Raw genomic sequence first — 24582 nt, 5'->3', positions numbered from 1 at the left:
TGCTGCTGTGCCTGGAGAAGGGCGCTTGCGCGGTTACACCGTCTCCGGCCGCCGCACCGCCTTCGCGATATTCCGCGCCATCGCCCCGTTCGCGACGAAGTAAGGCACGTCCACGCGCGCAAGCGGCTTGCGGCCACGGATCTTGTCCGCGATCTTCTCCGCGATCATGATCGTCGGCGCGTTCAGGTTGCCGGTCGTGATGATCGGCATGATCGACGCATCGACGACGCGCAGCCCTTCCAGCCCGTGCACCCGACCTTCTTCGTCGACCACGGCCATGTCGTCATAGCCCATCTTGCACGAGCACGACGGATGGAACGCGGTTTCCGCACGGGCTCGCACGAATGCGTCGAGCTCCTTGTCGCTCTTGCAGTCGGCGCCCGGGTTCAGCTCGCGGCCGCGATAGCGGTCGAGCGCGGGCTGCCGCATGATCTCGCGCGTCGCGCGGATCGCGTCGCGGAACTCGCGCCAGTCGAGCGCTTCGGCCATGTAGTTGAACAGGATGCTCGGATGATCGTTCGGATCGCGCGAGCGCAGCTTCACGCGGCCGCGGCTCGGCGAACGCATCGACCCGACGTGCGCCTGGAAGCCATGCATCTCGATCGCGTTCGAGCCGTTGTAGTTGATCGCAACGGGCAGGAAGTGATACTGGATGTTCGGCCACAGATCGTCGTCGCGCGTGCGGATGAAGCCGCCCGCCTCGAAGTGGTTGGTCGCGCCGAGGCCGGTGCCGTTCAGCATCCATTCGAGGCCGATTTTCGGCTGGTTCCACCACTTGAGCGCGGGATACAGCGACACCGGCTCCTTGCACTCGTACTGGATGTACATCTCCAGGTGATCCTGCAGGTTCTGGCCGACGCCGGGCAGGTCGAGCACGACCGGGATGTCGAGCGCCTTCAGCCACGCACCGGGGCCGACGCCCGAGCGCTGCAGCAGTTGCGGCGATGCGATCGCGCCGCTGCACACGAGCACTTCGCGGCGCGCATGCGCGCTCGCTCGCTCGCTGCCGCGCAGGTACGTGACGCCCGATGCGCGCTTGCCGTCGAACAGGATGCGGTCGGCCAGCGCGTGCGTGACGATCTCGAGGTTCGGCCGCACCTTCGCCTGGTCGAGGTAGCCGCGCGCGGTGCTGGCTCGGCGGCCCTTCGGCGTGACGGTGCGGTCCATCGGGCCGAAGCCTTCCTGCTGATAGCCGTTCAGGTCGTCGGTGCGCGGATAGCCGGCCTGCACGCCTGCGTCGACCATCGCCTCGAACAGCGGATTCACGCCCGGCTTGCTGGTCGTGACCGACACGGGGCCGTCGCCGCCGTGATAGTCGTTCGGGCCGACGTCGCGCGTCTCGGCCTTCTTGAAGTACGGCAGGCAGTCGAGATACGTCCAGTTCTCGAGGCCCTTGTGCGTCGACCAGTTATCGTAGTCGAGCGCATTGCCGCGGATGTAGCACATCCCGTTGATCAGCGACGAGCCGCCGAGCCCCTTGCCGCGGCCGCATTCCATCCGGCGGTTGTCCATGTGCGGTTCGGGGTCGGTCTCGTAGGCCCAGTTGTAGCGACGGCCCTGCAGCGGATAGGCGAGTGCCGCCGGCATCTGCGTACGGAAGTCGAAGCGGTAGTCGGGGCCGCCGGCTTCGAGCAGCAGCACCGTGACATTCGGATCTTCCGTCAGGCGCGTCGCGAGCACGTTGCCCGCGGAACCGGCGCCGCAGATGATGTAGTCGTATTCGCGTGTCGTCATGACAGGGTATCTCCTATCGTTCTCAAAACACCGGGTTGTAGCGGCCGAGCTCGACCTGTACCGACTTGATTCGAGTGTAGTGTTCGAGCGTCGTGATGCCGTTCTCGCGCCCGACGCCGGATTGCTTGTATCCGCCAACCGGCATTTCGGCCGGCGATTCGCCCCACGTGTTGATCCAGCAGATGCCGGCTTCGAGGCGGTGGATCGTGCGGTGCGCGCGCGACAGGTTCTCGGTCACGACGCCGGCCGCGAGGCCGTAGTGCGTATCGTTTGCGCGAGCAATCACTTCGTCCTCCGATTCGAAATCGAGGATGCTCATCACCGGCCCGAAAATCTCTTCGCGCACGATCTTCATGTCGTCGCGGCAGTCGCCGAACACGGTCGGCGCGACATACTGGCCGCTGCCGAAGTGGCCGTCGGTCAGGCGCGTGCCGCCCGCGAGCAGCTTCGCGCCTTCGGCCTTGCCGCTCTCGACGAAGCCGAGCACCTTGTCGAGCTGCGCGGCCGACACGAGCGGGCCGAAGTTGGTGTCGGCATCGGTCGGCTTGCCCACGCGAATCCGCTTCACGCGTTCGAGCACCTTCTGCGTGAACGCGTCCTTGACCGAGCGGTGCACGAACACGCGCGTGCCGTTCGTGCAGACCTGGCCCGAGCTGAAGAAGTTGGCGGTCACCGCGATGTCGGCCGCGCGGTCGAGATCGGCATCCTCGAACACGATCAGCGGCGACTTGCCGCCGAGTTCCATCGTCACTTCCTTCAGCGACGATGCGCCGGCGAGCGACATCACCTTCTTGCCGGTCTCGACGCCGCCGGTGAACGACACCTTCGCGATGTCCGGGTGACCGGTGAGCAGCGCGCCGACCGAGCCGTCGCCCTGCACGACGTTGAACACGCCGGCCGGTACACCGGCTTCCGTATAGATTTCCGCGAGCTTCAGCGCGGTGAGCGGCGTGACTTCGCTCGGCTTGAACACCATCGCGTTGCCGGCCGCGAGCGCGGGCGCCGTCTTCCAGCATGCGATCTGGATCGGGTAGTTCCATGCGCCGATGCCCGCGCACACGCCGAGCGGTTCGCGGCGCGTGTAGACGAACGACTCGGCGCGCAGCGGCACCTGCAGCCCCTCGATCGCGGTCGCCAGGCCCGCGTAGTACTCGATCACGTCCGCGCCGGTGACGATGTCGACCGCGAGCGTTTCGCCGATCGGCTTGCCGGTGTCGCGCGTCTCGATGGCCGCGAGTTCGTCGTTGCGTTCGCGCAGCAGGTCGACCGCGCGGCGCAGGATCCGCGAGCGCTGCATCGCGGTCATCGCGGCCCATTCGCGCTGACCTTCCCGTGCCGACGCGACCGCGCGGTCGACGTCGGCCGCGCTCGCCTGCTGCACCTGCGCGAGCAGTTCGCCGGTGGCGGGATCGAAGGTGTCGAAAGTCTTGCCGCTGGTGGCGTCGACGTAACCGCCGCCGATGTAGAGGCGCTGCAAACCGTATACGGACATGAGGATCTCCTGGTTGGCGACTGCGTGACGCGTCAGTCGGACGCGAGCAGCAGGTCGATGTAATCGTGGGCGAGCTTCGATGCAGCCCGGGTGTCGATCGGGCCGCCGGCGAGCGCGCCGCGCAGCCACAGGCCGTCGATCAGCGCGGCGAGGCCGCTGGCCGCTGTGCGTGCCTTCGCGCGCGGCAAGCGCTTCGCGAATTCCGCGCACAGGTTCGAGTGAAGGCGCCGCGTGTTGACGTGCTGCAGGCGCTTGAGCATCGGGTCGTGCATGCTCTGCGACCAGAACGCGAGCCACGTCTTCATCACGGGCGCGCTGACCTGCGTGTCGTCGAAGTTCGCGGCGACGATCGCGCGCAGCCTCGAACGCGGGTCCTTGCGTGCGGCGACGCGGCGTTGCGTGGTGGCCGCCCACAGATCGCGCAGCACGTGCCGCATCGTGGCTTCGAGCAGGCCGTCCTTGTCGCCGAAGTAGTGGCTGACGATGCCCGTCGAGATGTTCGCGCGCTGCGCGACCGATGCGAGCGTCGTGCCGGGCAGGCCGGCTTCGTCGATCGAGCGCAGCGTGGCGTCGATCAACTGTGCGCGGCGAATCTCCCGCATTCCGACTTTCGGCATCGCGAACTCCTTCGCCCGGACGGGCCGTTCATGGAAGTCGAGAGCTTAGCGGTTTTTTATTGATCGTTCAATCAACAAAAAATCGGGGTCCGACGGTGAATGAGGTGCCGGCAGACGGTAACGATGGGGCCGCCGCGATTGTGCGGATGCGGAAAAACGAATTGAAAGGATGTTAAATAATTTGAAGTTTGTTTAAAACGGTTTCGGAAAAGGCGATCCAATGGTTGAGAAAGTTTTCGGATTGGATTTATTACGCGTCGAAAGAATGTCGAGCTATGTGAGAATTTCGGAGATCCTGAAATTTGAATGCCGGTCATCGAAATCGGCGAATTCCGGGAATTCGTTTCAATCGGGCGATTGAAACTTGTTATCTATATGAATTAAAACTGAATTGTGTGCGTATTAGCGTGTTTTGTGGCTTGCTCGCAAACGATTGCAATCACCTTGCATCCGATTCCGCCTACCACAAAAAATGCAGAAAAAATTTGAATCCAGTGTATTTCCAGGTGGAGTAGAGGGGATCGTTGGAATGACTTGAGTAAGTAATATTGCCCGTATTAGTATGGCGCCGCATTACGAGGAATGAATCGGCGCCGCGGGAATTTGCCGCGGTGCGTCGGCAATGGGCGCGGCCAACGACCGCGGCATGGCCGGCGCACGCCATTGCGCACCTGCAGCATGCCGCGACGCCGAGACGCCGCATCCACCGGAGAACGACGATGCCGACCGAAAAACACGTGGTCCCGCTACCGAATGGTCTGAAGGTCTACGTCGAACGGAACGTGTTCGATCCGTCGTTCGACACGGCGATGCTCGTCAACGGCGCGCTCGCGACGACCGCCTCGTTCGGACAGACCGTCCAGTATCTCGGCGAGCGGATGAACACGATCTGCTTCGACCTGCCGTATGCCGGGCAGTCGCGCCAGCACAACCCCGGCTGCTTCATCCTGACCAAGGACGACGAGGCCGCGATCCTCCAGCATCTGGTCGAGCGCTTCGCGCCGGCGTTCCTCGTGTCGGTGTCGTGGGGCGGCGTTGCGTCGCTGTTCGCGCTCGCACGCGGCTGCCCGAGCGTGCGGCGCGCGGCGATCTGCTCGTTCTCGCCGTTCCTGAACGACGCGATGGTCGACTACGTGACGCGCGCCCGCGACCACATCGCGGCCGGCGAGAACCTGAAGGCCGCGCAACTGCTGAACGACACGGTCGGCCGCTACCTGCCGCGCATCATGAAGCTGTACAACTATCGCTACCTGACGCGCCTGCCGCGCGACGAGCAGGACCAGGTCGCGTTCCACGTCGACCAGATCCTGTCGCTGCAGCCGGCGCGCTACCTGAGCGAGTTCTCGAACATCGGCTGCGAGCTGCTGTTCCTGAACGGCGAGCGCGATGAATACACGACGCCGGCCGACGTTCGCCAGCTCGCCGCGCACGTGCCGCGCGCGCGCTTCGCGACGATTCCCGATGCCGGCCATTTCCTCGACATCGAAGGCCGCGCGCAGCGCGAGACCACGCGTGCAGCGCTGCTCGACTTCTTCTGCGACGCGCCGCCCGTTGCCGCGGGCATCGCGCTCGGCGCCGCGCACACATGCGTGTCCGCGCCGATGCCGGCCATGTCGTCGTGACGCAGCACGTCGCGCACCGGGCACACCGGGCGCATCCGAATTCTCATCCATACGAGGCAGGCCAGCCGTGAATATCGTTCAGACCATCGCCATCGTCGTTCCGTGGGCCGCGTGGCTCGCCTACTGGATCGTGACGTCGCAGGCCGTGAAGACGACCGTGCGCAAGGAGGCGTCGCGCTCGCGCACGCTGCAGTCGATTCCGCTGATCGTCGGCGGCGCACTGATCATCCTGCCCGACCTGACGCTGCGCGCGCTCGTGCCCGACTGGCAGCGCTTCGACCTGCAGGCGCAATGCGGGCTCGCGGTGCTCGTCGCGGGGCTGCTGTTCTCGGTGTGGGCGCGCCTGCATCTCGGCACGAACTGGAGCGTGTCGGTCACGCTGAAGGAAAACCACGAGCTCGTTCGCACCGGGCCGTATGGCCTCGTGCGTCATCCGATCTATACCGGCTGCCTGGTCGCGCTGGTCGGCGCCGCGCTGATCGGCGGCGAGTGGCGCGGCGCGCTCGGCGTCGCGCTCGTGTTCGCGTCGCTCGCGTACAAGGTGCGCGTCGAGGAAAGCTGGTTGACCGGCTATTTCGGGCCGGCGTACGCGCAGTACCGCCGCGAGGTCGCGGCGCTGATCCCCGGCTTCTACTGATCCCGGCGAGGCGCGCGATGGCGAAGGTGATCGTGACCGCAATCGGCTCGGCGGGCGATGTGCATCCGCTGCTCGGCGTCGCGCGCGCGCTCGCGATGCGCGGCCACGACGTCGTGTTCTGCACGCATCCACCGTTCGAGGCGGCCGCGCGCCGCTGCGGTTTCACGTTCGTCCCGGTCGGTACCGCGGCCGAGTACGAGGCCGCGATGGCGAACCCGGCGCTGTGGGATCCGCGCACGTCGTTCCGCACGCTGTGGCAGGTGATCGCGCCCGTGCTGCGCCCGCATTACGACGCGCTGCGCGCGCTGACCGAGCGCGACACCGTGCTGGTCGGCACGCTGTGGGCGTTTTCCGCGCGCTTCATGCAGGAGCTGCACGGCACGCCGTACGTGTCGGTGCAGGTGTCGCCGTCGACGCTGCTGTCCGCGCACGTGCCGCCGACGCATCCGCGCCTGACGATTCCCGCGCGCTGGCCGCTGCCGGTGAAGACGGCACTGATGACGCTGATCGAGCGGCAGGTGCTCGACCGCGTGTGCGGACCGGCGCTCAATGCGGTGCGCCGCGACCTCGGGCTCGCACCCGCGCAGCGCGTGCTGGGCCGCTGGCTGCATTCGACCGACGGTGTGCTGTGCCTGTTTCCCGACTGGTTCGCGCCGGCGCAGCGCGACTGGCCGGCCCGTCTTCTGCAAAGCGGTTTTCCGCTGTTCAACGACGTCGCGACGCCCGACGACGATCCCGCGCTCGACGCGTTTCTCGCGGCCGGCGAGCCGCCCGTGGTGTTCACGGCCGGGTCGACGCGCGTCGATCACGCTGCGTATGCGCGCGCGGTCGAGGACGCGCTGCGTGCCACCGGCGCGCGCGGCATCCTGCTGAGCCAGCACGATACGGCACCGGCCGGCGACCGCTTGCTTGTGCGCCGCTTCGTGCCGATGCGCACGCTGCTGCCGCGTTGCCGCGCGCTCGTGCATCACGGCGGGATCGGCACCGCGGCGCTCGCGTTCGAGGCCGGCATTCCGCAGGTGGTGACGCCGTTCGCGCACGATCAGTTCGACAATGCGCAGCGTGTCGCGGCGAACGGTGCCGGCGTACGCGTCGACGGTCCGGTCGACGGCGCGCGTCTCGGCGCGGCGCTCATGCGCGTGCTGAGCGAGCCCGAATTCGCCGTTTATGCGGAGCGCGCGCGTGCGCTGATCAACGCCGCACCGGACGGTTGCGAGACGGCTGCCGATTTCATCGAGCGCTTTGTACCGAAACACGGACGCGCGATCGCGCCGGCCGCCGTTGCGATGGCGGGCGCATGAGCACGGCATCGTCGCTTCAGGACACGCCCGCCGCCTTCGATGCGCGCGAACCCGCCCCTGTTGCGCCGCCGGTGCGCGGCGCGCGGCTCGCGCTCCTGACGTTCGCGCTATCGCTCGCGACCTTCATCGAAGTGCTCGACTCGACCGTGACGAACGTCGCGGTGCCGGCGATTTCCGGCAGTCTCGGCGTCTCGAACAGCCAGGGCACGTGGGTGATCAGCTCGTATTCGGTCGCGGCCGCGATCGCGGTCCCGCTGACCGGCTGGCTCGCGCGGCGCGTCGGCGAACTGCGGCTGTTCGTCGGCGCGGTGCTGCTGTTTACGCTGACGTCGCTGCTGTGCGGGCTCGCACGCGACCTGCACGTGCTGGTGGTCTGCCGCGCGCTGCAGGGGCTGTGCTCGGGGCCGATGGTGCCGCTGTCGCAGACGATCCTGCTGCGCACGTTCCCGTCGGACAAGCGCACCGTCGCGCTCGCGCTGTGGGCGATGACGGTGCTGCTCGCGCCGATCTTCGGGCCGGTGGTTGGTGGCTGGATCGTCGACAGCTTCTCGTGGCCGTGGATCTTCCTGATCAACCTGCCGATCGGGCTGTTCTCGTTCGCGGTGTGCACCATGATGCTGCGGCCCGACGCGCAGCGCGGCGCGGCCGGCCCGATCGACGTGCCCGGCATCGTGCTGCTCGTGATCGGCGTCGGCTCGCTGCAGGCGATGCTTGACCTTGGCCACGACAAGGGCTGGTTCGATTCGCCGCTGATCGTCACGCTCGCGGTGGTCGCGGGGCTCGCGATCGTGTCGCTGCTGATCTGGGAGGCGGGCGAGGCGCATCCCGTCGTCGACCTGAGCCTGTTTCGCGACCGCACGTTCTCGTTCTGCGTGCTGATCATCTCGCTCGGGATGATGAGCTTCTCGGTGGTGGGTGTCGTGTTTCCGCTGTGGATGCAGGCGGTGATGGGCTACAACGCGTTTCACGCGGGCCTCGCCACCGCATCGCTCGGCGTGCTCGCGCTCGTGTTCTCGATTCTCGTCGGCCTGCACGCGCATCGCTTCGACGCGCGCGTGCTCGCGACGTTCGGCTTCCTCGTGTTCGCGGCCGTGCTCGCGTGGGACGCGCATTTCACGCTGAAGATGACGTTCGCGCAGATCGCCACGCCAGGGCTGATCCAGGGGATCGGGCTGCCGTGCTTCTTCATTCCGCTGACGGCCGCGACGCTGTCGCGCATTCCGGACGACCGGCTCGCGGCCGCGTCGAGCCTGTCGAACTTCCTGCGCACGTTGTCCGCCGCATTCGGCACCGCGATGAGCGTGACGCTGTGGGACAACCGGGCGACCTATCACTACGACGTCGTGTCGCAATCGGTCACGCACGCATCGGCGAACACGCAGCGCTTCGTGCACACGCTGAACGCGATGGGCGTGGACGGCGTGCGCGAGCTATCCACGCTGCACCAGGTCGTGATGCAGCAGGCGTACATGATGGCGACGGGCGACATGTTCTGGATGGCGAGCATGACCTGCCTCGTGCTCGCCGCGATGATGTGGCTGACGCGGCCGAAGCGCGGTGCGGCGGCTTCGTTCGGACATTGAGGAGAGGGGCATGGCGACACTCGGCGCACTCGTGATCCTGTATCACCCGACCGACGCGCAGCTCGCGGCGCTCGGCGCGTGGCGGCATGCATGCGACGCGCTGCTCGTCGTCGACAACACGCCGCAGCCCGATGCGCGCGCCCGCGAGCGCTGCGCGCGCGACGGCATTGCACTGCTGCATCACGGCAACCGCGGCGGGATCGCAGGCGCTTACAACGCGGGGCTTGCGACGCTGTTTCGGGAGAACGTCGATGCCGTTGCGTTGTTCGACCAGGATTCGTCGGTGCCGGCCGGTTACTTCGCGACGATGCGCGACGCGTGCGCGGGTGTCGCGGGGCGCGCGTTTCTCGCCGGCCCGCGCATCTTCGACGAGAACGCGCGCAGCTTCCTGCCCGAGCTCGCGACGAACGGGATCGCGTTGCGCCGGTTGCGCGTCGATCCCGACGCGCCGCTGCAGCGCTGCGCGTTCCTGATCTCGTCGGGCTGCGTCGTGTCGCGCGCCGCGTTCGACGTGCTCGGCCGCTTCGACGAGACGCTGTTCATCGATCACGTCGATACCGAGTACAGCTTTCGCGCGCTCGCGCTCAACGTGCCGCTCTATGTCGTGCCGTCGCTGGTGCTGCCGCACCGGATCGGCGCGAAGCAGCGTCACGCGTTCGGCCCTTTCGAAATGACGTCGATGAATCACTCGTGGCAGCGGCGCTACTACAGCGCGCGCAATGCGGTGCAGCTCGGGATGCAGTACGGGTTGCGCTTTCCGGTGGCGATCGTGCCGAACCTGCTGACCGTGTGGCAGGTCGTGCAGATCGCGCTCGTCGAGAGCAACAAGCGCGACAAGCTCGCCGGCATCCTGTTCGGTATCGCGGACGGCTTGTTCGGCCGGCTCGGTCCACTCGAGCGCGCGCGGCCGCGACTGGCCGCGCGCGCGCAGCGCGTCCGGCAGGGATGAGGGAAGCGATGGAACGCATCATGAAAGCGGCGCGGCCGGCGCGCGGCGGGCCGCGCGGCTGGACGATCGTCGCGGCGGCCGCGCTGCTGGCGCTGGGCGGCTGCGTGCCGTCGGGGTTCCTGCCGTCGCTGTCGCTGCGCGCACCGGCCGGCGACGCGCTCGCACAAACCGCGGGGCCGGGTGCGGACGGCGCGTGGCCCGCGCCCGACTGGGTCAGGCAGCTGCAGGATCCGCAGCTCGACGCACTGGTGGCGGAGGCGTCGCGGAACAACCCCGACCTGCAGGTCGCGCAGGCGCGGCTGCGGATCGCGCAGGCGCAGCTTCGGCAATTCGATTCGCTGACGGGGCTGACCGGCACGGCCGGCGCGACGGTCAGCCGCGCGCGGATGCCGAAGCCGGGCGACATCGCCGACGTGTCCGCCGGCGGCTATCGCGTGCCGGTCGAGATCTTCGGCGATCCGGTCGTATCGCCGTCGTCGGTGTTCGTCGGGCTGAACTACCAGCTGGATCTGTGGGGCAAGAACCGTGCGGCGACCAGGAGCCTGATGTCGCTGCGCGACGCGGCGGGTGTCGAGGCCGAACAAGTTCGGCTCACGCTCGCGGTCGCGATCGTCACCGTGTATTGCCAGCTCGACCAGGCGTACGCGGTACGCGACCTGCTGCAGCAGAAGCTGAAGATCAGCCAGCGCGTGACGGCCGTGCTGCGCGAGCGCACCGCGCGCGGCCTCGACAACGCGTACGACGCGAGCGACGCGTCGATCAAGCGCAGCCGCCTGCTCGAACAGATCGCGCTGAACGACGAGCAGATCAAGCTCGCGCAATTGCAGCTCGGCGTGCTGTCCGGCCGTGGCCCCGAGCGTGGCCTCGCGCTGCAGCGGCCGCGCGTCGGCGTATTCCCCGGCGGCGCGCTGCCCGCGCGGTTGCCGGCCGATCTGCTCGGCCGCCGGCCCGACATCGTCGCCGCGCGGCTGCGGGTCGAAGCCGCGTTCGCGAATGCCGATTCGACGCGCGCGCAGTTCTATCCGGACGTGAACCTCGTCGCGCTCGGCGGCGTGTTCGCGCTGACGCCCGCGTCGCTGTTCTCGCGCGACGCGCTCGCTGGCTCCGTCGGTCCGGCGATCTCGCTACCGGTGTTCGATCGCGGCCGCCTGAAGGCGAAGCTCGGCGCGGACGTCGCGCAGGCCGACGTCGCGATCGGGCTGTACAACAAGACCGTCGACGACGCGCTCGGCCAGGTCGCGCAGATCGTCACGTCGCTGCAGACCGCGCAGACGCTCGTCGCGCAGCAGCAGGACGCCGTCGCCGCCGCGCAGAAGATCGTGCAGATCGCGGCCGACCGCCATCGGCGTGGCGTGCTGATGCAGAAGGACGTCGATGTCGCGGATCTCACGCTGATCGACGAGCGCGCGCAGCTAATTGCATTGCTCGGGCGGCAGCGGACGCTGCGTGTCGGGCTGGTCGGCGCGCTCGGCGGCGGATTCGATGCGAGCGCAACGATGGCATCGGCATCGGCGCCGACGGTTGCGACGCGTACCGCGCAAGGCACGCGGCCGAAGCGCGGCGCGCTGGCGAACGCCGCTGCCCGCAACGAGACGAACGCCGGCACGCAGGCGCGTCGCGTGGCCGCGTCCGGTAGTGGTGGCGCGCCGCAGGTAGCGCGGATCGACCCGCCGGCTGTGATCGCGACGCCGCGCAGCCCGACGATCGATACCGCGAGCGTGAGCGCCGGCACGCGCGGCACGGCACCCGCTGTCGCCGCCGACACGCGCGTGCCGGCGATTCCCCTGTTCCAGCATGACCGTCTGATCGTTACGCAAAGCGACTGATGCACCACGACAACCTTCATACCGCCGCGCAGCCGGCCGCACTGAACGATCCGGCACTCGACGCGCGCCGGGCGACCCGCCGCAAGCGTTTCACGCTGTTCTTCGCGGTCGTGCTGCTGGCCGCGCTCGTCTGGATCGCGTTCTGGCTGTTGCGCGACCGCTATGACGAGGACACCGACGACGCGTACGTCGCGGGCAGCATCGTGCAGGTCGCCGCGCAGATTCCGGGCGCCGTGACCGACGTGCTCGTTGCCGATACGCAGGCCGTGCGCGCCGGGCAGACGCTCGTGCGGCTCGACGACACCGAAGCGTCCGTCGCTTTCGCACAGGCGAAGGCACAGCTCGTGCAGGCCGTGCGCCAGGTCGCGAACGCGAAGATCTCGAACACGATGTACGTGGAAGCCGTGAACGCGCGCCAGGCCGACCTGTCGCTCGCGCAGCGCGCGCTTGCCGCGCGCTCGGGCGCATCGGTCGAGATCGTGGCGCCGGAGGAACTGGCGCGTGCCCGCGCGGCGGTCGCCGGCGCGCAGGCGAACCTTGCCGCCGCGCAGGCGCAGCTCGAAGCGGCGCGTGCGCTCGGCAGCAAGCTGCCGGTTGACGAGAGCCCTGCGGTCGTGCAGGCGGCCGCCCAGTTCAAGCTCGCGTACCGGAACCTGAAGCGCACGACGATTGTCGCGCCAGTCGACGGCACGGTCGGCCAGCGTTCAGTGCAGGTCGGCCAGCAGGTCGGGCCCGGCGTGCCGCTGATGTCAATCGTGCAGCTGAACCGGCTGTGGATCGACGCGAATTTCAAGGAGGGGCAGATCCGCCACATGCGCATCGGCCAGCCGGTCGACGTGGTGTCGGACCTGTACGGGTCGCGCGTCGTCTATCGCGGCCGCGTGCAGGGCTTCTCGGCCGGTACCGGCAGCGCGTTCTCGATGCTGCCGTCGCAGAACGCGGCCGGCAACTGGATCAAGGTCGTGCAGCGCGTGCCGGTCGTGATCGCGATCGATCTCCGCGACCTGGCCGCGCATCCGCTCAGGGTCGGGTTGTCGATGCGTGCGACGGTCGATACGCGCAACCGCGACGGCCATGCGCTCGACAGCGAGCCGCCGACGCCGGCCGTCAGCACGCGCATGCACGACGGCGTCGCGAGCGACGCGGAAGCGGCCGCCGCCGCGATCATCCGCGAGAACCAGGGCGGGTAACGCGCACCCGACCCCGGGGCGGGCCGATCGCCGCGACCGGCCGGGCCCCGCGTTAGGCCTTCCACGCGACGGTCTCCCAGTGCGCCACCTTCCCGTTTTCCGGTGGTTTTCCGGCCCGACTTTCGTGTTTCCGCCATCGATGTCGGCACCGATCAAACACATGTCGCGTTTGAGAAATCGGCGCCCCCGCCTCCGGGACTACTCTCGAACAGCACGTTGCATGTGCGCCGCATCCGCCCGGCGCGCAGCAGCGCCATCCAACGAGACATGGAGACAATACGATGAGCAGCAATCGAGGTGTCGTCTATCTTGGGCCGGGCAAGGTCGAAGTACAGAAGATCGATTATCCGAAAATGGTCGATCCGACCGGCCGAGCGATCGGCCACGGCGTCATTCTGAAAGTGGTGAGCACGAACATCTGCGGTTCCGACCAGCACATGGTGCGCGGCCGCACGACCGCCCCGGTCGGCCTCGTGCTCGGTCACGAGATCACGGGTGAAGTGGTCGAGGTGGGTCCCGATGTCGAGACGCTGAGAATCGGCGATCTCGTGTCGGTGCCGTTCAACGTCGCGTGCGGCCGCTGCGCGATGTGCAAGGACACGCATACGGGCGTGTGCCTGAACGTGAACCCGTCGCGTGCCGGCGGCGCATACGGCTACGTCGACATGGGCGGCTGGATTGGCGGCCAGGCCGAGTACGTGCTCGTGCCGTACGCCGACTTCAACCTGCTGAAATTCCCGGACCGCGACCAGGCGATGGCGAAGATTCGCGATCTGACCTGTCTGTCCGACATTCTGCCGACCGGTTACCACGGCGCGGTGAGCGCGGGCGTGAAGCCGGGTTCGACGGTCTACATCGCGGGCGCGGGCCCGGTCGGGATGGCGGCGGCCGCCTCGGCGCGCCTGCTCGGCGCGGCAGTGACGATCGTCGGCGACATGAACGAGGAACGCCTCGCACATGCGCGGGCAATGGGCTTCGAGACGGTCGACCTGTCGAAGGACGCGTCGCTCGGCGAGCAGATCGAGCAGATCCTCGGCGTGCCGGAGATCGACTGCGCGGTCGACTGCGTCGGCTTCGAGGCGCACGGCCACGGTTCGTCGGGCCACTCCGAGGAAGCGCCCGCAACGGTGCTGAACTCGCTGATGGAAATCACGCGTCCGGCCGGCGCGATCGGCATCCCGGGCCTGTACGTGACGGACGATCCGGGCGCGAAGGACAAGGCCGCGCAGCACGGCAGCCTGAGCATTCGCTTCGGCCTCGGCTGGGCGAAGTCGCACTCGTTCTTCACGGGCCAGACGCCGGTGCTGAAGTACAACCGCAACCTGATGCAGGCGATCCTGTTCGACCGTCTGCCGATCGCGAAGATCGTCAACGTCGAGGTGATCTCGCTCGACCAGGCGCCGGAAGGCTACAAGAAGTTCGACGGCGGCGCGCCGCGCAAATTCGTGATCGATCCGCACGGTTTGCTGGCAGCCTGACGCACGAACGACAGGCATGAAGCGGGCGGCACCGGAAACGGTGCCGCCCGTTTTTTCTGTGCGCGCGCCGCGCTCAGTGTCCGCGATAGAGCCCGGCCATTGCGGCCTCGGTCGCCGCCGCGCGCCGCCCGTGGCGCATGTGCACGCTCACGCGGCGGATCGCATGCGCGCGCCGGGCCGGGACGCCGCCTTTCCAGTCGGCGACGCGGATGCCGCCGCGCGCGCTTTCCGGCTCGCGAAGCGGCGGCGCGTGCCGCGCGAGCGTCGTGGTCGCGCGTCCGGTCCCGTGTCGGGTCGTACCGGCGTTGCCTGGCTGGTCGGTTGCACTCGGCCGGTCGGCGTCGGCGAGCCGATTCGTGTCGGCCGGCGCGCGGTCGGCCGGATGAAATGCATGGACGGGGGCGGGCACGACCGGCAACGTCGGCGTGTCGGCCGCTTGCGCACTGGCGTCGGCCGCCACCCGTCCCGGCGCACCCTGGCCGCGACAGACGGGGTCGGCCCGGCAGGTCCGGTCGAGCGTCACGTAACCGCCGACCAGCAGCACGAGGGTCAGGATGCTCAGCAGCGGCGCGCTCGATGCGCGCGGCCGCTGGATCGCCGCGTTGCGCACCGCGGCCGCGACGCGCGACGACCACGTCGGGGCAGGCTGCTGCGTACCGTGCGGGGGCACGGCCTGCGCGGCATGCGCATCGCCGTGCCGCTCGTGCAGCGGCGCGAACGGCCAGCCCCCCAGTCCGCAGACGGGGCACTGCTCGCTGGCGCGAAACGCCATGAAGCCGCATTGCCGGCAGCGCTGGCTGACGGCACCGCGCGGCTCGGCACGCAGGTTCAGTGCGCCGCGCAGCGTATCGCGCGTGCGGACTTTCCGGTTGGGCAGGATTCGCATGGCGTTGCTACCTCGTCTGTCGTTGCCGCTCGGCGAGCGTGCCGATGGTGCGCATCGCATCCTCGACGGCAGGGGTCCACGGCCGGCCATAGTTCAGCCGGACATAACGGTGAAATGCGCCCGTCACGGAAAAGATCGGCCCGGGCGCGAGGCTCACGCCGTTCTCCATCGCGTCGTCGAACAACCGCATCGCGTCCACGTGCGGCGGCAGTTCGATCCACAGGAAATACCCGCCGCGCGGTGCAAACACTTCCGTGTCGGGCGGAAAGTACGCGCGAACGGCGGCCAGCATTTGCGCCTGGTGCGCGGCCAGGTTGCGCCGGAGCCGGCGCAGGAAGCGGTCGTACGCGCCGTTGCGCAGGTAGGTGGATACGGCCATCTGTGCGGGCACGTCTGCCGCCGGCGCGCTTGCATTCTTCACGTGCCTGATCTGCTGCACATAGCGTCCGGCCGCGACCCAGCCGATCCGGAAGCCGGGTGCGAGGCACTTCGAGAACGACCCGCAATGCAGCACGAGCCCGCTGTCGTCGTACAGCTTCGCGGGGCGTATGGGCGTCGGGCCGAAATGCAGTTCGCCGAACACGTCGTCCTCGATCAGCGGCACCTGGTGTGACGTGAGCAGTTCGATCAGCGCGCGCTTGCGCTCGTCGGACAGCGTCGCGCCGGTCGGGTTGTGGAGCGAGGTCATGAACCAGCACGCGCGCACCGGATGGGCGTCGAGCGCGTCGGCGAGCGCATCGAGATCAAGGCCGGTGCGCGGGTCGACCGGGATTTCGATGGTCTTCAGATGCAGCCGCTGCACGGCCTGCAGTACCGCGGGGAAGGCCGGGCGCTCGATCGCGACGATGTCGCCGGGGCGCGTGAGCGCCTGCAGGCTCAGCGTCAGCGCTTCGGCCGCGCCGGTCGTGATGACGATCTCTTCCATCGGCAATGACGCACCCGCGTTCAGGTAGCGCAATGCGATCTGGCGGCGCAGCGCTTCGTGGCCGGGCGGCAGTCCGGCCAGCAGTTTCGCGCGGTCCATGTTGCGGGCCGCCGTCGCCGCGTACCGCCACAGGCTGCTCATCGGAAACAGCGAATAGCTGGCGAACGCGGAACCCAGCGGCACGATGTCGTCGCGCTTGAGCGAGTCGATCAGCCGGAACAGCGCGTCGTCCTCGCCGGCTTGCGACGCGCCCGCCTTGCGTGGTGTGTCGTGGCCGGTCCGCACGCGCTTGTCATCGAGGTTCGCAACGAAATAGCCGGAACGCGCGCGCGCGACGATCAGGCCCTCGCTTTCGAGCGTGTAGTACGCACGAAATACGGTGGAAGGACTTACACGATAGGCGCGGCACGCCGAGCGCACGGTCGGGATGCGCGTGCCGACCGCGAGGTCGCCACGCCGGATCGCGTCCGCAATCGTCTGCGCGAGCGCCGCATATCGCTTCATGCCTGCCCTCCGGCCGAGCGCGGCCGTCGCTGAAAAAAAAGAGTAGCACGGCATCCGCCGCGTTCAATCCCGCCCCCAATCGCTGATCGGCATGTCGCTGATACGCATGTTTTCGAGCGACTCTGATTCTTTTCTTCAGACCAGTGAACCGGCATGCTGCGCAAACTGTATTCCCAGTGCCTGATCGAGACGGAGTTCACGCTGCCCCGATGGCGTATCCGTGACCCCGCGCACCGTGAGCGGGACCTTGTCTACGGCGTCCTTACCCTTATCCGGAAGCAACCAGCGTGAAATCGAAGTTCCTCGTCGCGGGCCTCGTGGCCGGCATCGCCCTCGACCTGTTCAGCGGCGCCGCCGCAGCGGCCTGCATCAGCAATCCCCCGACTCAATCCAACACGTCGTTTCCTGTCGCACTCACCGGCAAGCTCGTCTATCACAGCTATGTCAAGTACGGCGACGGCACGAGTCAGTTGTTCCTGTACGACTTTTCCGCCCACACGCTCACGCAACTGAGCAAGAGCAACTGGGGTATCACCGATCCGATGAACGGCGTGTTCAGCCCCGATGGCAAGTGGCTCGCGTTCATGGGTATCAGCAACGGCGCATGGAACGTGTTCATGCTGCAGCTCGGCGCCGGCACGCCGCCCGTCAACCTGACGAACAGCACGGGCGCGACGCGCAACGAGGATCCGAAGTTCAGCGCGGACGGCAAGACGCTCGTGTTCAAGCAGAACGGCGACGTGAAGCAGGGCACGCTGTCGTACACCAGCGCGGGCCCGGTGTTCACGTCGGTCGTGAGCCTGACGAATGCGCCGGCCGGCGCCGAATACTCGATGCCGTTCCTCGCGCCGGACGCGAGCGCCGTCTACTACGCGACGGGCACCGGTTCGAACATGGGGCTGATGAAGCGCACGATCGCGACCGGCGCGACCGCGGTGTTCGATCATCCGGCCGGGCTGCAGACCTACTATCCGATCGTGCGCGGCGACGGCATGGTGTTCTATGCGCGCTGGAAGGACACAGGTGGCGCGGACCAGATCTATGCGAAGACCGCGGACCCGGCGTCGACGCCGAACGCGCTGCCGATCAGCGACTGCATGAGCAACAACTCTGACCCGGCGCCGGTGAGCGGCACGAACTACGTGTTCTTCTCGTCGACGACGGCGGGCGGCTACCAGCTTTACGTGGGCGACGCGACGACCGGCCAGCGCTGGAGCCTGTCGCAGTTCGGCGTGAACGCGGACGCGACCAAGGCGAAGCTCGGCTCGAGCTACTACGGCGGCCCGGCCGCCGCGCAGCCGACGCTGTTGTCGCAGGGGCATCCGGCCGCTGCATCGGCGAGCTACAGTGCGTCTTTGTCGCCGGACAAGGCGTTCGACGGCAACACGACGAGCACGCGCTGGGATTCGCCGGAAGGCGCGGGCGTCGGTACGGAATGGATCTCCGTGGATCTCGGCGCGGTGAAGCAGATCAGCAGCGTTGATCTCTACTGGGACGCGGGCGCGCTCGTCTACCAGATCCAGACGTCGAACGACAACGCGAACTGGACGACGGTCTATTCGACGAACAACGGCGTGTCGTACGGCCACGTCACGCTGCCGAGCCTGAACGCGCAGGGGCGCTACGTGCGGATGCTCGGCACGAAGCGCGCGACGCAGTGGGGTTACTCGCTCGACGAAATGCAGGTGTGGGGATCGTAAGCGCGAGCTGAAAGCAGTCTTATGCCGGCCCCATTGTTGCAGCGATCGCTCGCACGTAGCAGATTCCGGTATCTCGATTTTCGGGGAAACCGGTGGATGTGCGTTCCCTGGATCGCGGGCCATGGACTGACCGGACGAAGGAAGACACAGACAAAGGCGCTGCAAGCGCGCAAAGAAGACGGCCCGCTTTGCGCGGGCTGGTAAATGCGGCGTGTAACGTCAGTGCGTCTTAGGTATCGAATCGGTATCGAAAACAATGCCGATGTAATGGGCAGGCATGTTCGAGGGACGGCCACATGCGAATGCTACACGTGCGCGGCTCAGCGTGAGCGCGATGGCGGTGAGGAGTTTAGTCACCATTGACGACGTACCCTGGAATGCTGTCGGCGCGGGGATATGAATGTTCGCATACGCGGACGTACCATTCTATTGTCGTCAATTGATGGCCTTGCTTCGCGGCACCACAAGCGGGTCGTCACACATCCATGCGCAGCTGCCTTTACAGATCGGCGTCAATTCAACGATCATCTGATGAACGTCGACGGTGCCGTCGGGCTGCTTTACCACCATTTCATCGGTAAAGGTTTTTTTGTCGATCAAGATGTGATCGGCGCTTATGCCAAGCTGCTGCAAATACAATTTCGCATTTTCGGCGCGAGCGTCTTTCAATTCCTCAACATTCTTTTCTTTGATGTAGGCGCCAGAAATTACGGTCGCTTGAATTTCCACGTCGGGCCATTTTTTTGCCTCAATAACGCTATTCGATATTGCTATTCTGTCTGCATTGGAAAATGTGGTTGTGTTGAATGGGAATTGCACCTGCGCTTCCTCGCCTATCGTACATGCAGTCGCGGTGCCGGATAGAACCGGCGACAGCGTGAAAAGGCAGGCCGCAACGTAGGATTTGAACGAATTTCTGTTCATGGTCTAATTATTTTGTCGAAGGTTGAAATGTATCCAGTGATGCTGTCAGCGTTGGTGATGGCGTTCTCCGGATTCTGCATCGCAAATACTTTCATTCCGATTTCCGTGTCTCCGTATATGATGTCTTCGGAGTTGAATGTGTCGGTGTAATGTGTGCATTCGTGAATCAGCACCTTTATTTTCGATGCGTGATACAGTTCACCGAATGAATCACTGCAAAATTTAGAATAGATGGCAATGACTCGTTTATGAGAGTCGGGTTTACACACGGCGGCGTGATTTCGGCCGTTGTCCGGCACGATTGCGCAAGTTAGATTTTTGCTAACTTTACTATCCCATCGGACAATTTTTTCCGGAACCAGCTCTTGCATTGCGGCAAGCAATCGTGGTAGCCCGGAAGATAACGTGCTGCGAATCTGTGCGTCGGCACGTCCAAAATAGGTTGTGGCGCGCGCTTGTTCATTCGCATCCCATCGAGCTACCGCAGCAATGCGATCCTTGATGAGGACAATTGCCGCATCGCATGCGCGCATAGCAATCTCGGCGAACTGCTCATTGCTCATGTTCGGGCATATTGGCGTTGTGTTGATATCGACCTGCACTTTGGAGCCAGGCGTCGTGTTCGTCGTGGCGGTGTCGTGTACCAACACGTAATCGTCATCAGAATTTGGCATTTCTGTTCCTTGCAATCTCGAACTTGAGCGATTCCGCATGCGCGGACGTAACCCGCTGCGTGTGTCCTGTTGCGTCTGTCACGCCGGAAAATACCTTTCCGGATGATAGGAGAATCCGATATCGGACATTCGCGAGCGGTCGCCCGCTATCTGCATCGCGCAATACGTATTGTTCGTCATGGATGTCCGATGCGGGCGCGTGTCGGGTCGTCTCAAATGCTGAGCGCGCGGCGAACGGGCTCGCTGCATTACGGTAACTGCCACCTCCGTAAAAAATTGTGCTGTCGCTACCCGCGATCAGTCGGTTTTTCCCGCATGGACAGAGTACGGCGTCACCCTCCAGCGCAACACATCGCCCGTGGTGAGTCATGCGCTGTGCACCGCCCACTATCAGGAACGCCCCTTCGCAATTTCCGCATGTCGCCTTGTCGCCATCCAGCGCGACCTGTTTGCCGTGGTTGAACATCGTTGACGTAACGGCGATGACGACACCACCCGTTGTCGTCGGGTCGCCATTCCTGACTGCTCGTCGCCTCATGGTCGTTTCCTCAATCGAAGTTGGTAAAGACCCAGTCGGCTGACTCGGGGTCATAGATTGCGTATTGATCGATCGCTACGCCTTCAACCACGACGGTCGGCGGCATATGTGCTAACGCTTCGGCCTCTGCATCTGTTATCTGACCGGCGGTCCACGTATCCATCATGTCGAGCGTCTTGTTGAACCCGGATAGTCCGGCCCGCGCATAGGCGGTTTCAACTCGTTCGACCACGCTGTCGGGGAAACGGATGGTGAAGTGGTCGCGATTTTCGGCTGGCACGTTGAAGGATGCAAAGGCGTAGGTCATCAACGGATGACCCGTATCGGAAACCGCCAGCCGGCCTCCGATCGCCCCATAGGCGTAGTTCACGGCGACCAATAGTCGGCCGTGCTGTTCCATGAAATGACGGGTATCGACTTGCCGGAAATCGATTGGCCAGAAGGGGGCGTCGTCGCGCGCAAGGGTTCGGGAACCCATGACCGCATCAAGGAGCGAAAGGTAGGTGCAAATGAACGGATCGTTCGTGCAGATCATTTGCATGTTGCTGCTATACATCGGATCGACTGCGTCGGGTGTACAGATGTGCGTGTGGTGTAGCTGCTTCACCATCGCGTAAAGCTGGATCGAAGAGTGAAGAAAATACGGACAATCGGCCCGTTTTTTTTCTGTCATAAGCTCGGATATTTTTTATGGATGGACGAGCTATGAACGGTCGCCGGTAACGATCGGCTTGTCTATTGGACGAGTATGATTTTTGGTTTGGATTTCGAACAAAGGACTGAAATTCGAGATGGCGTGACGTAGGAAATCGTGAGGTGGCCGATGAGTGCTCAATCACGGATCAAGCTGCATGCTGCGCACGAGATGAGGCGACGCTAAGCCGCGGCGAAGGCATGATGGGATGATGGCGCCCATCGGCGTGCCGGGTGACAGCGGAAGAGACCGCGTGAGGGACGCGGATTTTTTGCTCCTGGAGATTGCCACGCGTCGACGGACGGCACTGTTCGGCGCGATGTCCCCAGAACCACGGCGATCGCCTTCTTTTACCGGGGGGCATCAGGAAACGGGAAATAGGCCGCTACAGCCGCACTACCGTCAGGAGAAGTGGCGCGAAAGCATCGCGCCGAGAAGTCAAATCCTCTGCGTAGCGTTCGCTGCCACGCTTTCGCAACTTCGCCGCCTCAGTTTTCAAGACTGAATGTTCTTTATCGTGCCGTGCGCATCACGCGTGGATCACGCGGGCCGGAAAGGCCGGCCCGCCGGCCGCGGCACCCTGTGCGAGCGGCGCGACCTGCTTGCGGCGCTCGCGCGTCGGCGCAACGCCGAACGCATCGCGATAGCTCTTGCTGAAGTGGCACGCCGACTGGAAGCCGCACGCCATCGTGATGTGCATGATCGACATGTCGGTCTGCAACAGCAGCTCGCGCGCGCGGCGCAGCCGCAACGTCAGGTAATAGTGCGTGGGCGTCATCCCGAGATGCTCGCGGAACAGGCGCTGCAGCTGGCGCTGCGACATGTTCGCAAGCCGCGCGAGTTCCTCGCGCGACAGCGGCTCCTCGATGTTGTTCTCCATCAGCGAGATCACTTCGAACAGCGACTTGTTCGCCGAGCCGAGCCGCGCGACGAGCGGCATCCGCTGTTGCGCGCTCGTGTCGCGCACGTGTTCGACGATGAACTGCTCGGCGATCTGCGTGACGCGCGGGGTGCCCACGCGCGCGGCGATCAGGTTCAGCATCATGTCGAGCGGCGCGACGCCGCCCGTGCACGTGATGCGGTCGCGGTCGACCACGAACAGTTCCTTCAGGAAGCGCGTATCCGGAAACTCTTCCTTCAGCGCCGACATGTTTTCCCAGTGGATCGCGCACGCGTAGCCCGCGAGCAGCCCCGACTTCGCGAGTGCATAGGTGCCCGTGCACAGGCTGCCGAGCGGAATCCCGGAGCGCGCGAAGCGACGCAGCGTCGACAGATGGGCGGGCGTCGTCGCGCGCTGCACGTCAACGCCGCCGCATACGAAAACGATGTCCGGCTGCCCCACGCATTCGGCCGGGCCCGTGTCGACCGTGAGTCCGTTGCTCGCCGTGACCGGACCGCCGTCCGGGCTGATCAGCGACCAGCGGTAGAGCGGCTGCCCGCTCAGGTAGTTCGCCATCCGAAGCACCTCGATCGCATTCGTGAACGCGATCATCGTGAAGTTCGGCAGGGGCATGAACGCGAAGTGGGACAGCGACGCTGTGCGGTCGGGCGACATGGGGGGCGTTCCTTGAATCTCTAATAGCTTTTGGCCCGAGAGGCACGCATCGGGCTACCGTATTGTGTGAGCGAGCGCAACAAGCGTGCCATACGGCTAAACCCTAGCCCCATACGTCATATGGGCGTCCGACCGATGCTGCGCTGCACCGTAACCGGGCTGCGCTGCACCCTGGACGCGCAGCACCGGCACCGGCAAAGTGCCTGTCCATAGGTGAACGGCAACCGGCGGTTTGGTCGGTCATCCGAAAAAGCACGACCGGTCACTTGTACAAAACGGACGTGCATGGCGGAAAAGGCAAAGAACGCGTCTAAATTCATCAATCCGTCGAAAATCCGAACGACAAGAATAGAGCCGTCGGCAGCCTTGCACTGGACGCGCTGGAAACCCAGGTACGGCGGGCCTCGAGCTTCGGTTTCATGCCCTTTATTCTTCGTCACGGACGCACTATGTCGAACACCCAGCCTTTCTTCTCGCAGCCCCTTGCCGAGCGCGACGCGCCGGTGCGCAGCGCCATCCTGAAGGAACTCGAGCGCCAGCAGTCGCAGGTCGAGCTGATCGCGTCGGAAAACATCGTGTCGCGCGCGGTGCTGGAGGCGCAGGGTTCGGTGCTGACCAACAAGTATGCGGAAGGCTATCCGGGCAAGCGTTACTACGGCGGCTGCGAATTCGCGGACGAGGTCGAGGCGCTGGCGATCGAGCGCGTGAAGCAGATCTTCAACGCGGGCTACGCGAACGTGCAGCCGCACTCGGGCGCGCAGGCGAACGGCTCGGTGATGCTCGCGCTGGCGAAGCCGGGCGATACGGTGCTCGGCATGTCGCTGGACGCAGGCGGCCACCTGACGCACGGCGCGAAGCCGGCGCTGTCGGGCAAGTGGTTCAATGCGGTGCAGTACGGCGTGAACCGCGACACGATGCGGATCGACTACGACCAGGTTGAAGAGCTCGCGCACCAGCACAAGCCGAGCCTGATCATCGCCGGCTTCTCCGCCTACCCGCGCGCGCTGGACTTCGCACGCTTCCGTGCGATCGCCGACAGCGTCGGCGCGAAGCTGATGGTCGACATGGCGCACATCGCGGGCGTGATCGCCGCCGGCCGCCATGCGAACCCGGTCGAGCACGCGCATGTCGTCACGTCGACCACGCACAAGACGCTGCGCGGCCCGCGCGGCGGCTTCGTGCTGACCAACGACGAAGAGATCGCGAAGAAGATCAACTCGGCCGTGTTCCCCGGCCTGCAGGGCGGCCCGCTGATGCACGTGATCGCCGGCAAGGCCGTCGCGTTCGGCGAAGTGCTGCACGCGGACTTCAAGACCTACATCGACAACGTGCTCGCGAACGCGCAGGCGCTCGGCGAAGTGCTGAAGGCGGGCGGCGTGGACCTCGTCACCGGCGGCACCGACAACCACCTGCTGCTGGTCGACCTGCGCCCGAAGGGCCTGAAGGGCGCGCCGGTCGAACAGGCGCTTGAGCGTGCGGGCATCACCTGCAACAAGAACGGCATTCCGTTCGACACCGAGAAGCCGACCGTCACGTCGGGCATCCGCCTCGGCACGCCGGCCGGCACGACGCGCGGCTTCGGCGTCGCGGAGTTCCGCGAGATCGGCCGCCTGATTCTCGAAGTGTTCGACGCGCTGCGCGCGAACCCGGAAGGCGACCACGCGACCGAACAGCGCGTGCGCCGCGAGATTTTCGCGCTTTGCGAGCGCTTCCCGATTTACTGATCGACGACCCCCACAAAAGCAGAGACTGG

Annotated in this window: 20 protein-coding genes; 10 read left to right on the top strand and 10 right to left on the bottom strand. The window is 65.8% G+C overall.

What is annotated here, in order from left to right:
* Positions 1–33: 33 nt before the first annotated feature.
* From betA to betI, 3 genes are read right to left on the bottom strand one after another with little or no spacing between them, the layout of a single operon-like run.
* Positions 34–1734: a choline dehydrogenase gene (gene betA, locus AC1Z3W_RS13910; RefSeq protein ID WP_057927560.1), complete on the bottom strand. Its 1701-nt coding sequence runs from the start codon at positions 1732–1734 to the stop codon at positions 34–36.
* Between the two features lie 22 nt (positions 1735–1756).
* On the bottom strand, positions 1757–3226 hold the full coding sequence (betB, locus tag AC1Z3W_RS13905) for a betaine-aldehyde dehydrogenase (protein WP_124833860.1): 1470 nt from the start codon (positions 3224–3226) through the stop codon (positions 1757–1759).
* Between the two features lie 32 nt (positions 3227–3258).
* Entirely contained in the window at positions 3259–3843 is a 585-nt protein-coding gene (gene betI, locus AC1Z3W_RS13900; RefSeq protein WP_057927558.1) for a transcriptional regulator BetI, read from the bottom strand.
* Between the two features lie 719 nt (positions 3844–4562).
* Between betI and AC1Z3W_RS13895 the strand changes: the two genes are divergently transcribed.
* The 8 genes from AC1Z3W_RS13895 to fdhA all read left to right on the top strand — a co-directional run bounded on the left by AC1Z3W_RS13895 (position 4563) and on the right by fdhA (position 14429).
* Entirely contained in the window at positions 4563–5465 is a 903-nt protein-coding gene (locus tag AC1Z3W_RS13895) for an alpha/beta fold hydrolase (protein WP_124833861.1), read from the top strand.
* Between the two features lie 67 nt (positions 5466–5532).
* On the top strand, positions 5533–6102 hold the full coding sequence (locus tag AC1Z3W_RS13890) for a methyltransferase family protein (protein ID WP_175826215.1): 570 nt from the start codon (positions 5533–5535) through the stop codon (positions 6100–6102).
* Between the two features lie 17 nt (positions 6103–6119).
* Positions 6120–7403: a nucleotide disphospho-sugar-binding domain-containing protein gene (locus AC1Z3W_RS13885; protein WP_175826214.1), complete on the top strand. Its 1284-nt coding sequence runs from the start codon at positions 6120–6122 to the stop codon at positions 7401–7403.
* The gene (locus AC1Z3W_RS13880; RefSeq protein ID WP_175826213.1) at positions 7400–8986 is read left to right on the top strand and encodes a DHA2 family efflux MFS transporter permease subunit; all 1587 of its coding nucleotides are present in this window, start codon (positions 7400–7402) and stop codon (positions 8984–8986) included. The genes AC1Z3W_RS13885 and AC1Z3W_RS13880 overlap by 4 nt, the downstream gene beginning before the upstream one ends.
* 10 nt (positions 8987–8996) lie before the next feature.
* Complete coding sequence (locus AC1Z3W_RS13875) at positions 8997–9935, top strand: glycosyltransferase family 2 protein (protein WP_057927553.1); 939 nt, start codon at positions 8997–8999, stop codon at positions 9933–9935.
* 8 nt (positions 9936–9943) lie between these two features.
* Positions 9944–11761, top strand: a complete 1818-nt coding sequence (locus AC1Z3W_RS13870; protein ID WP_483507771.1) for an efflux transporter outer membrane subunit — start codon at positions 9944–9946, stop codon at positions 11759–11761.
* Positions 11761–12951, top strand: a complete 1191-nt coding sequence (locus tag AC1Z3W_RS13865) for an HlyD/EmrA/EmrK family protein (protein WP_124833865.1) — start codon at positions 11761–11763, stop codon at positions 12949–12951. Before AC1Z3W_RS13870 ends, AC1Z3W_RS13865 begins: the two co-directional genes overlap by 1 nt.
* Before the next feature lie 281 nt (positions 12952–13232).
* The gene (gene fdhA / locus AC1Z3W_RS13860) at positions 13233–14429 is read left to right on the top strand and encodes a formaldehyde dehydrogenase, glutathione-independent (protein WP_057927550.1); all 1197 of its coding nucleotides are present in this window, start codon (positions 13233–13235) and stop codon (positions 14427–14429) included.
* 73 nt (positions 14430–14502) lie between these two features.
* Here the strand turns inward: fdhA and AC1Z3W_RS13855 are convergent, their stop codons facing one another.
* On the bottom strand, positions 14503–15315 hold the full coding sequence (locus tag AC1Z3W_RS13855; protein ID WP_175826211.1) for an ATP-dependent serine protease: 813 nt from the start codon (positions 15313–15315) through the stop codon (positions 14503–14505).
* Between the two features lie 7 nt (positions 15316–15322).
* Positions 15323–16744: an aminotransferase-like domain-containing protein gene (locus AC1Z3W_RS13850; RefSeq protein ID WP_057927548.1), complete on the bottom strand. Its 1422-nt coding sequence runs from the start codon at positions 16742–16744 to the stop codon at positions 15323–15325.
* Between the two features lie 287 nt (positions 16745–17031).
* Here AC1Z3W_RS13850 and AC1Z3W_RS13845 point away from each other — a divergent pair, with 287 nt between their 5' ends.
* Positions 17032–18444, top strand: a complete 1413-nt coding sequence (locus AC1Z3W_RS13845) for a discoidin domain-containing protein (protein ID WP_124833866.1) — start codon at positions 17032–17034, stop codon at positions 18442–18444.
* 435 nt (positions 18445–18879) lie between these two features.
* On the opposite strand, the gene AC1Z3W_RS13840 is transcribed toward AC1Z3W_RS13845, so the two are convergent.
* From AC1Z3W_RS13840 to AC1Z3W_RS13820, 5 genes are all read right to left on the bottom strand, one after another.
* Positions 18880–19368: an OmpA family protein gene (locus AC1Z3W_RS13840; RefSeq protein WP_124833867.1), complete on the bottom strand. Its 489-nt coding sequence runs from the start codon at positions 19366–19368 to the stop codon at positions 18880–18882.
* Positions 19365–20042 carry a M35 family metalloendopeptidase gene (locus AC1Z3W_RS13835; RefSeq protein WP_124833868.1) on the bottom strand — a complete coding sequence of 226 codons (678 nt, stop codon included), beginning with the start codon at positions 20040–20042 and terminating at the stop codon, positions 19365–19367. Before AC1Z3W_RS13835 ends, AC1Z3W_RS13840 begins: the two co-directional genes overlap by 4 nt.
* Entirely contained in the window at positions 20029–20580 is a 552-nt protein-coding gene (locus AC1Z3W_RS13830) for a PAAR domain-containing protein (protein WP_082664776.1), read from the bottom strand. The genes AC1Z3W_RS13835 and AC1Z3W_RS13830 overlap by 14 nt, the downstream gene beginning before the upstream one ends.
* A 10-nt stretch (positions 20581–20590) precedes the next feature.
* Positions 20591–21253: a hypothetical protein gene (locus AC1Z3W_RS13825; RefSeq protein ID WP_057927544.1), complete on the bottom strand. Its 663-nt coding sequence runs from the start codon at positions 21251–21253 to the stop codon at positions 20591–20593.
* A 550-nt stretch (positions 21254–21803) separates the two neighbouring features.
* On the bottom strand, positions 21804–22829 hold the full coding sequence (locus AC1Z3W_RS13820) for a GlxA family transcriptional regulator (protein WP_175826209.1): 1026 nt from the start codon (positions 22827–22829) through the stop codon (positions 21804–21806).
* A gap of 449 nt (positions 22830–23278) precedes the next feature.
* Between AC1Z3W_RS13820 and AC1Z3W_RS13815 the strand changes: the two genes are divergently transcribed.
* Positions 23279–24553 carry a serine hydroxymethyltransferase gene (locus AC1Z3W_RS13815; RefSeq protein ID WP_057927542.1) on the top strand — a complete coding sequence of 425 codons (1275 nt, stop codon included), beginning with the start codon at positions 23279–23281 and terminating at the stop codon, positions 24551–24553.
* Positions 24554–24582: the final 29 nt, after the last annotated feature.

The sequence above is a fragment of the Burkholderia sp. 10_S31 genome, from assembly GCF_056930375.1.
The sequence above is the reverse complement of the archived record's forward strand: the minus strand, read 5'-3'. Positions and strand labels throughout refer to the sequence as shown.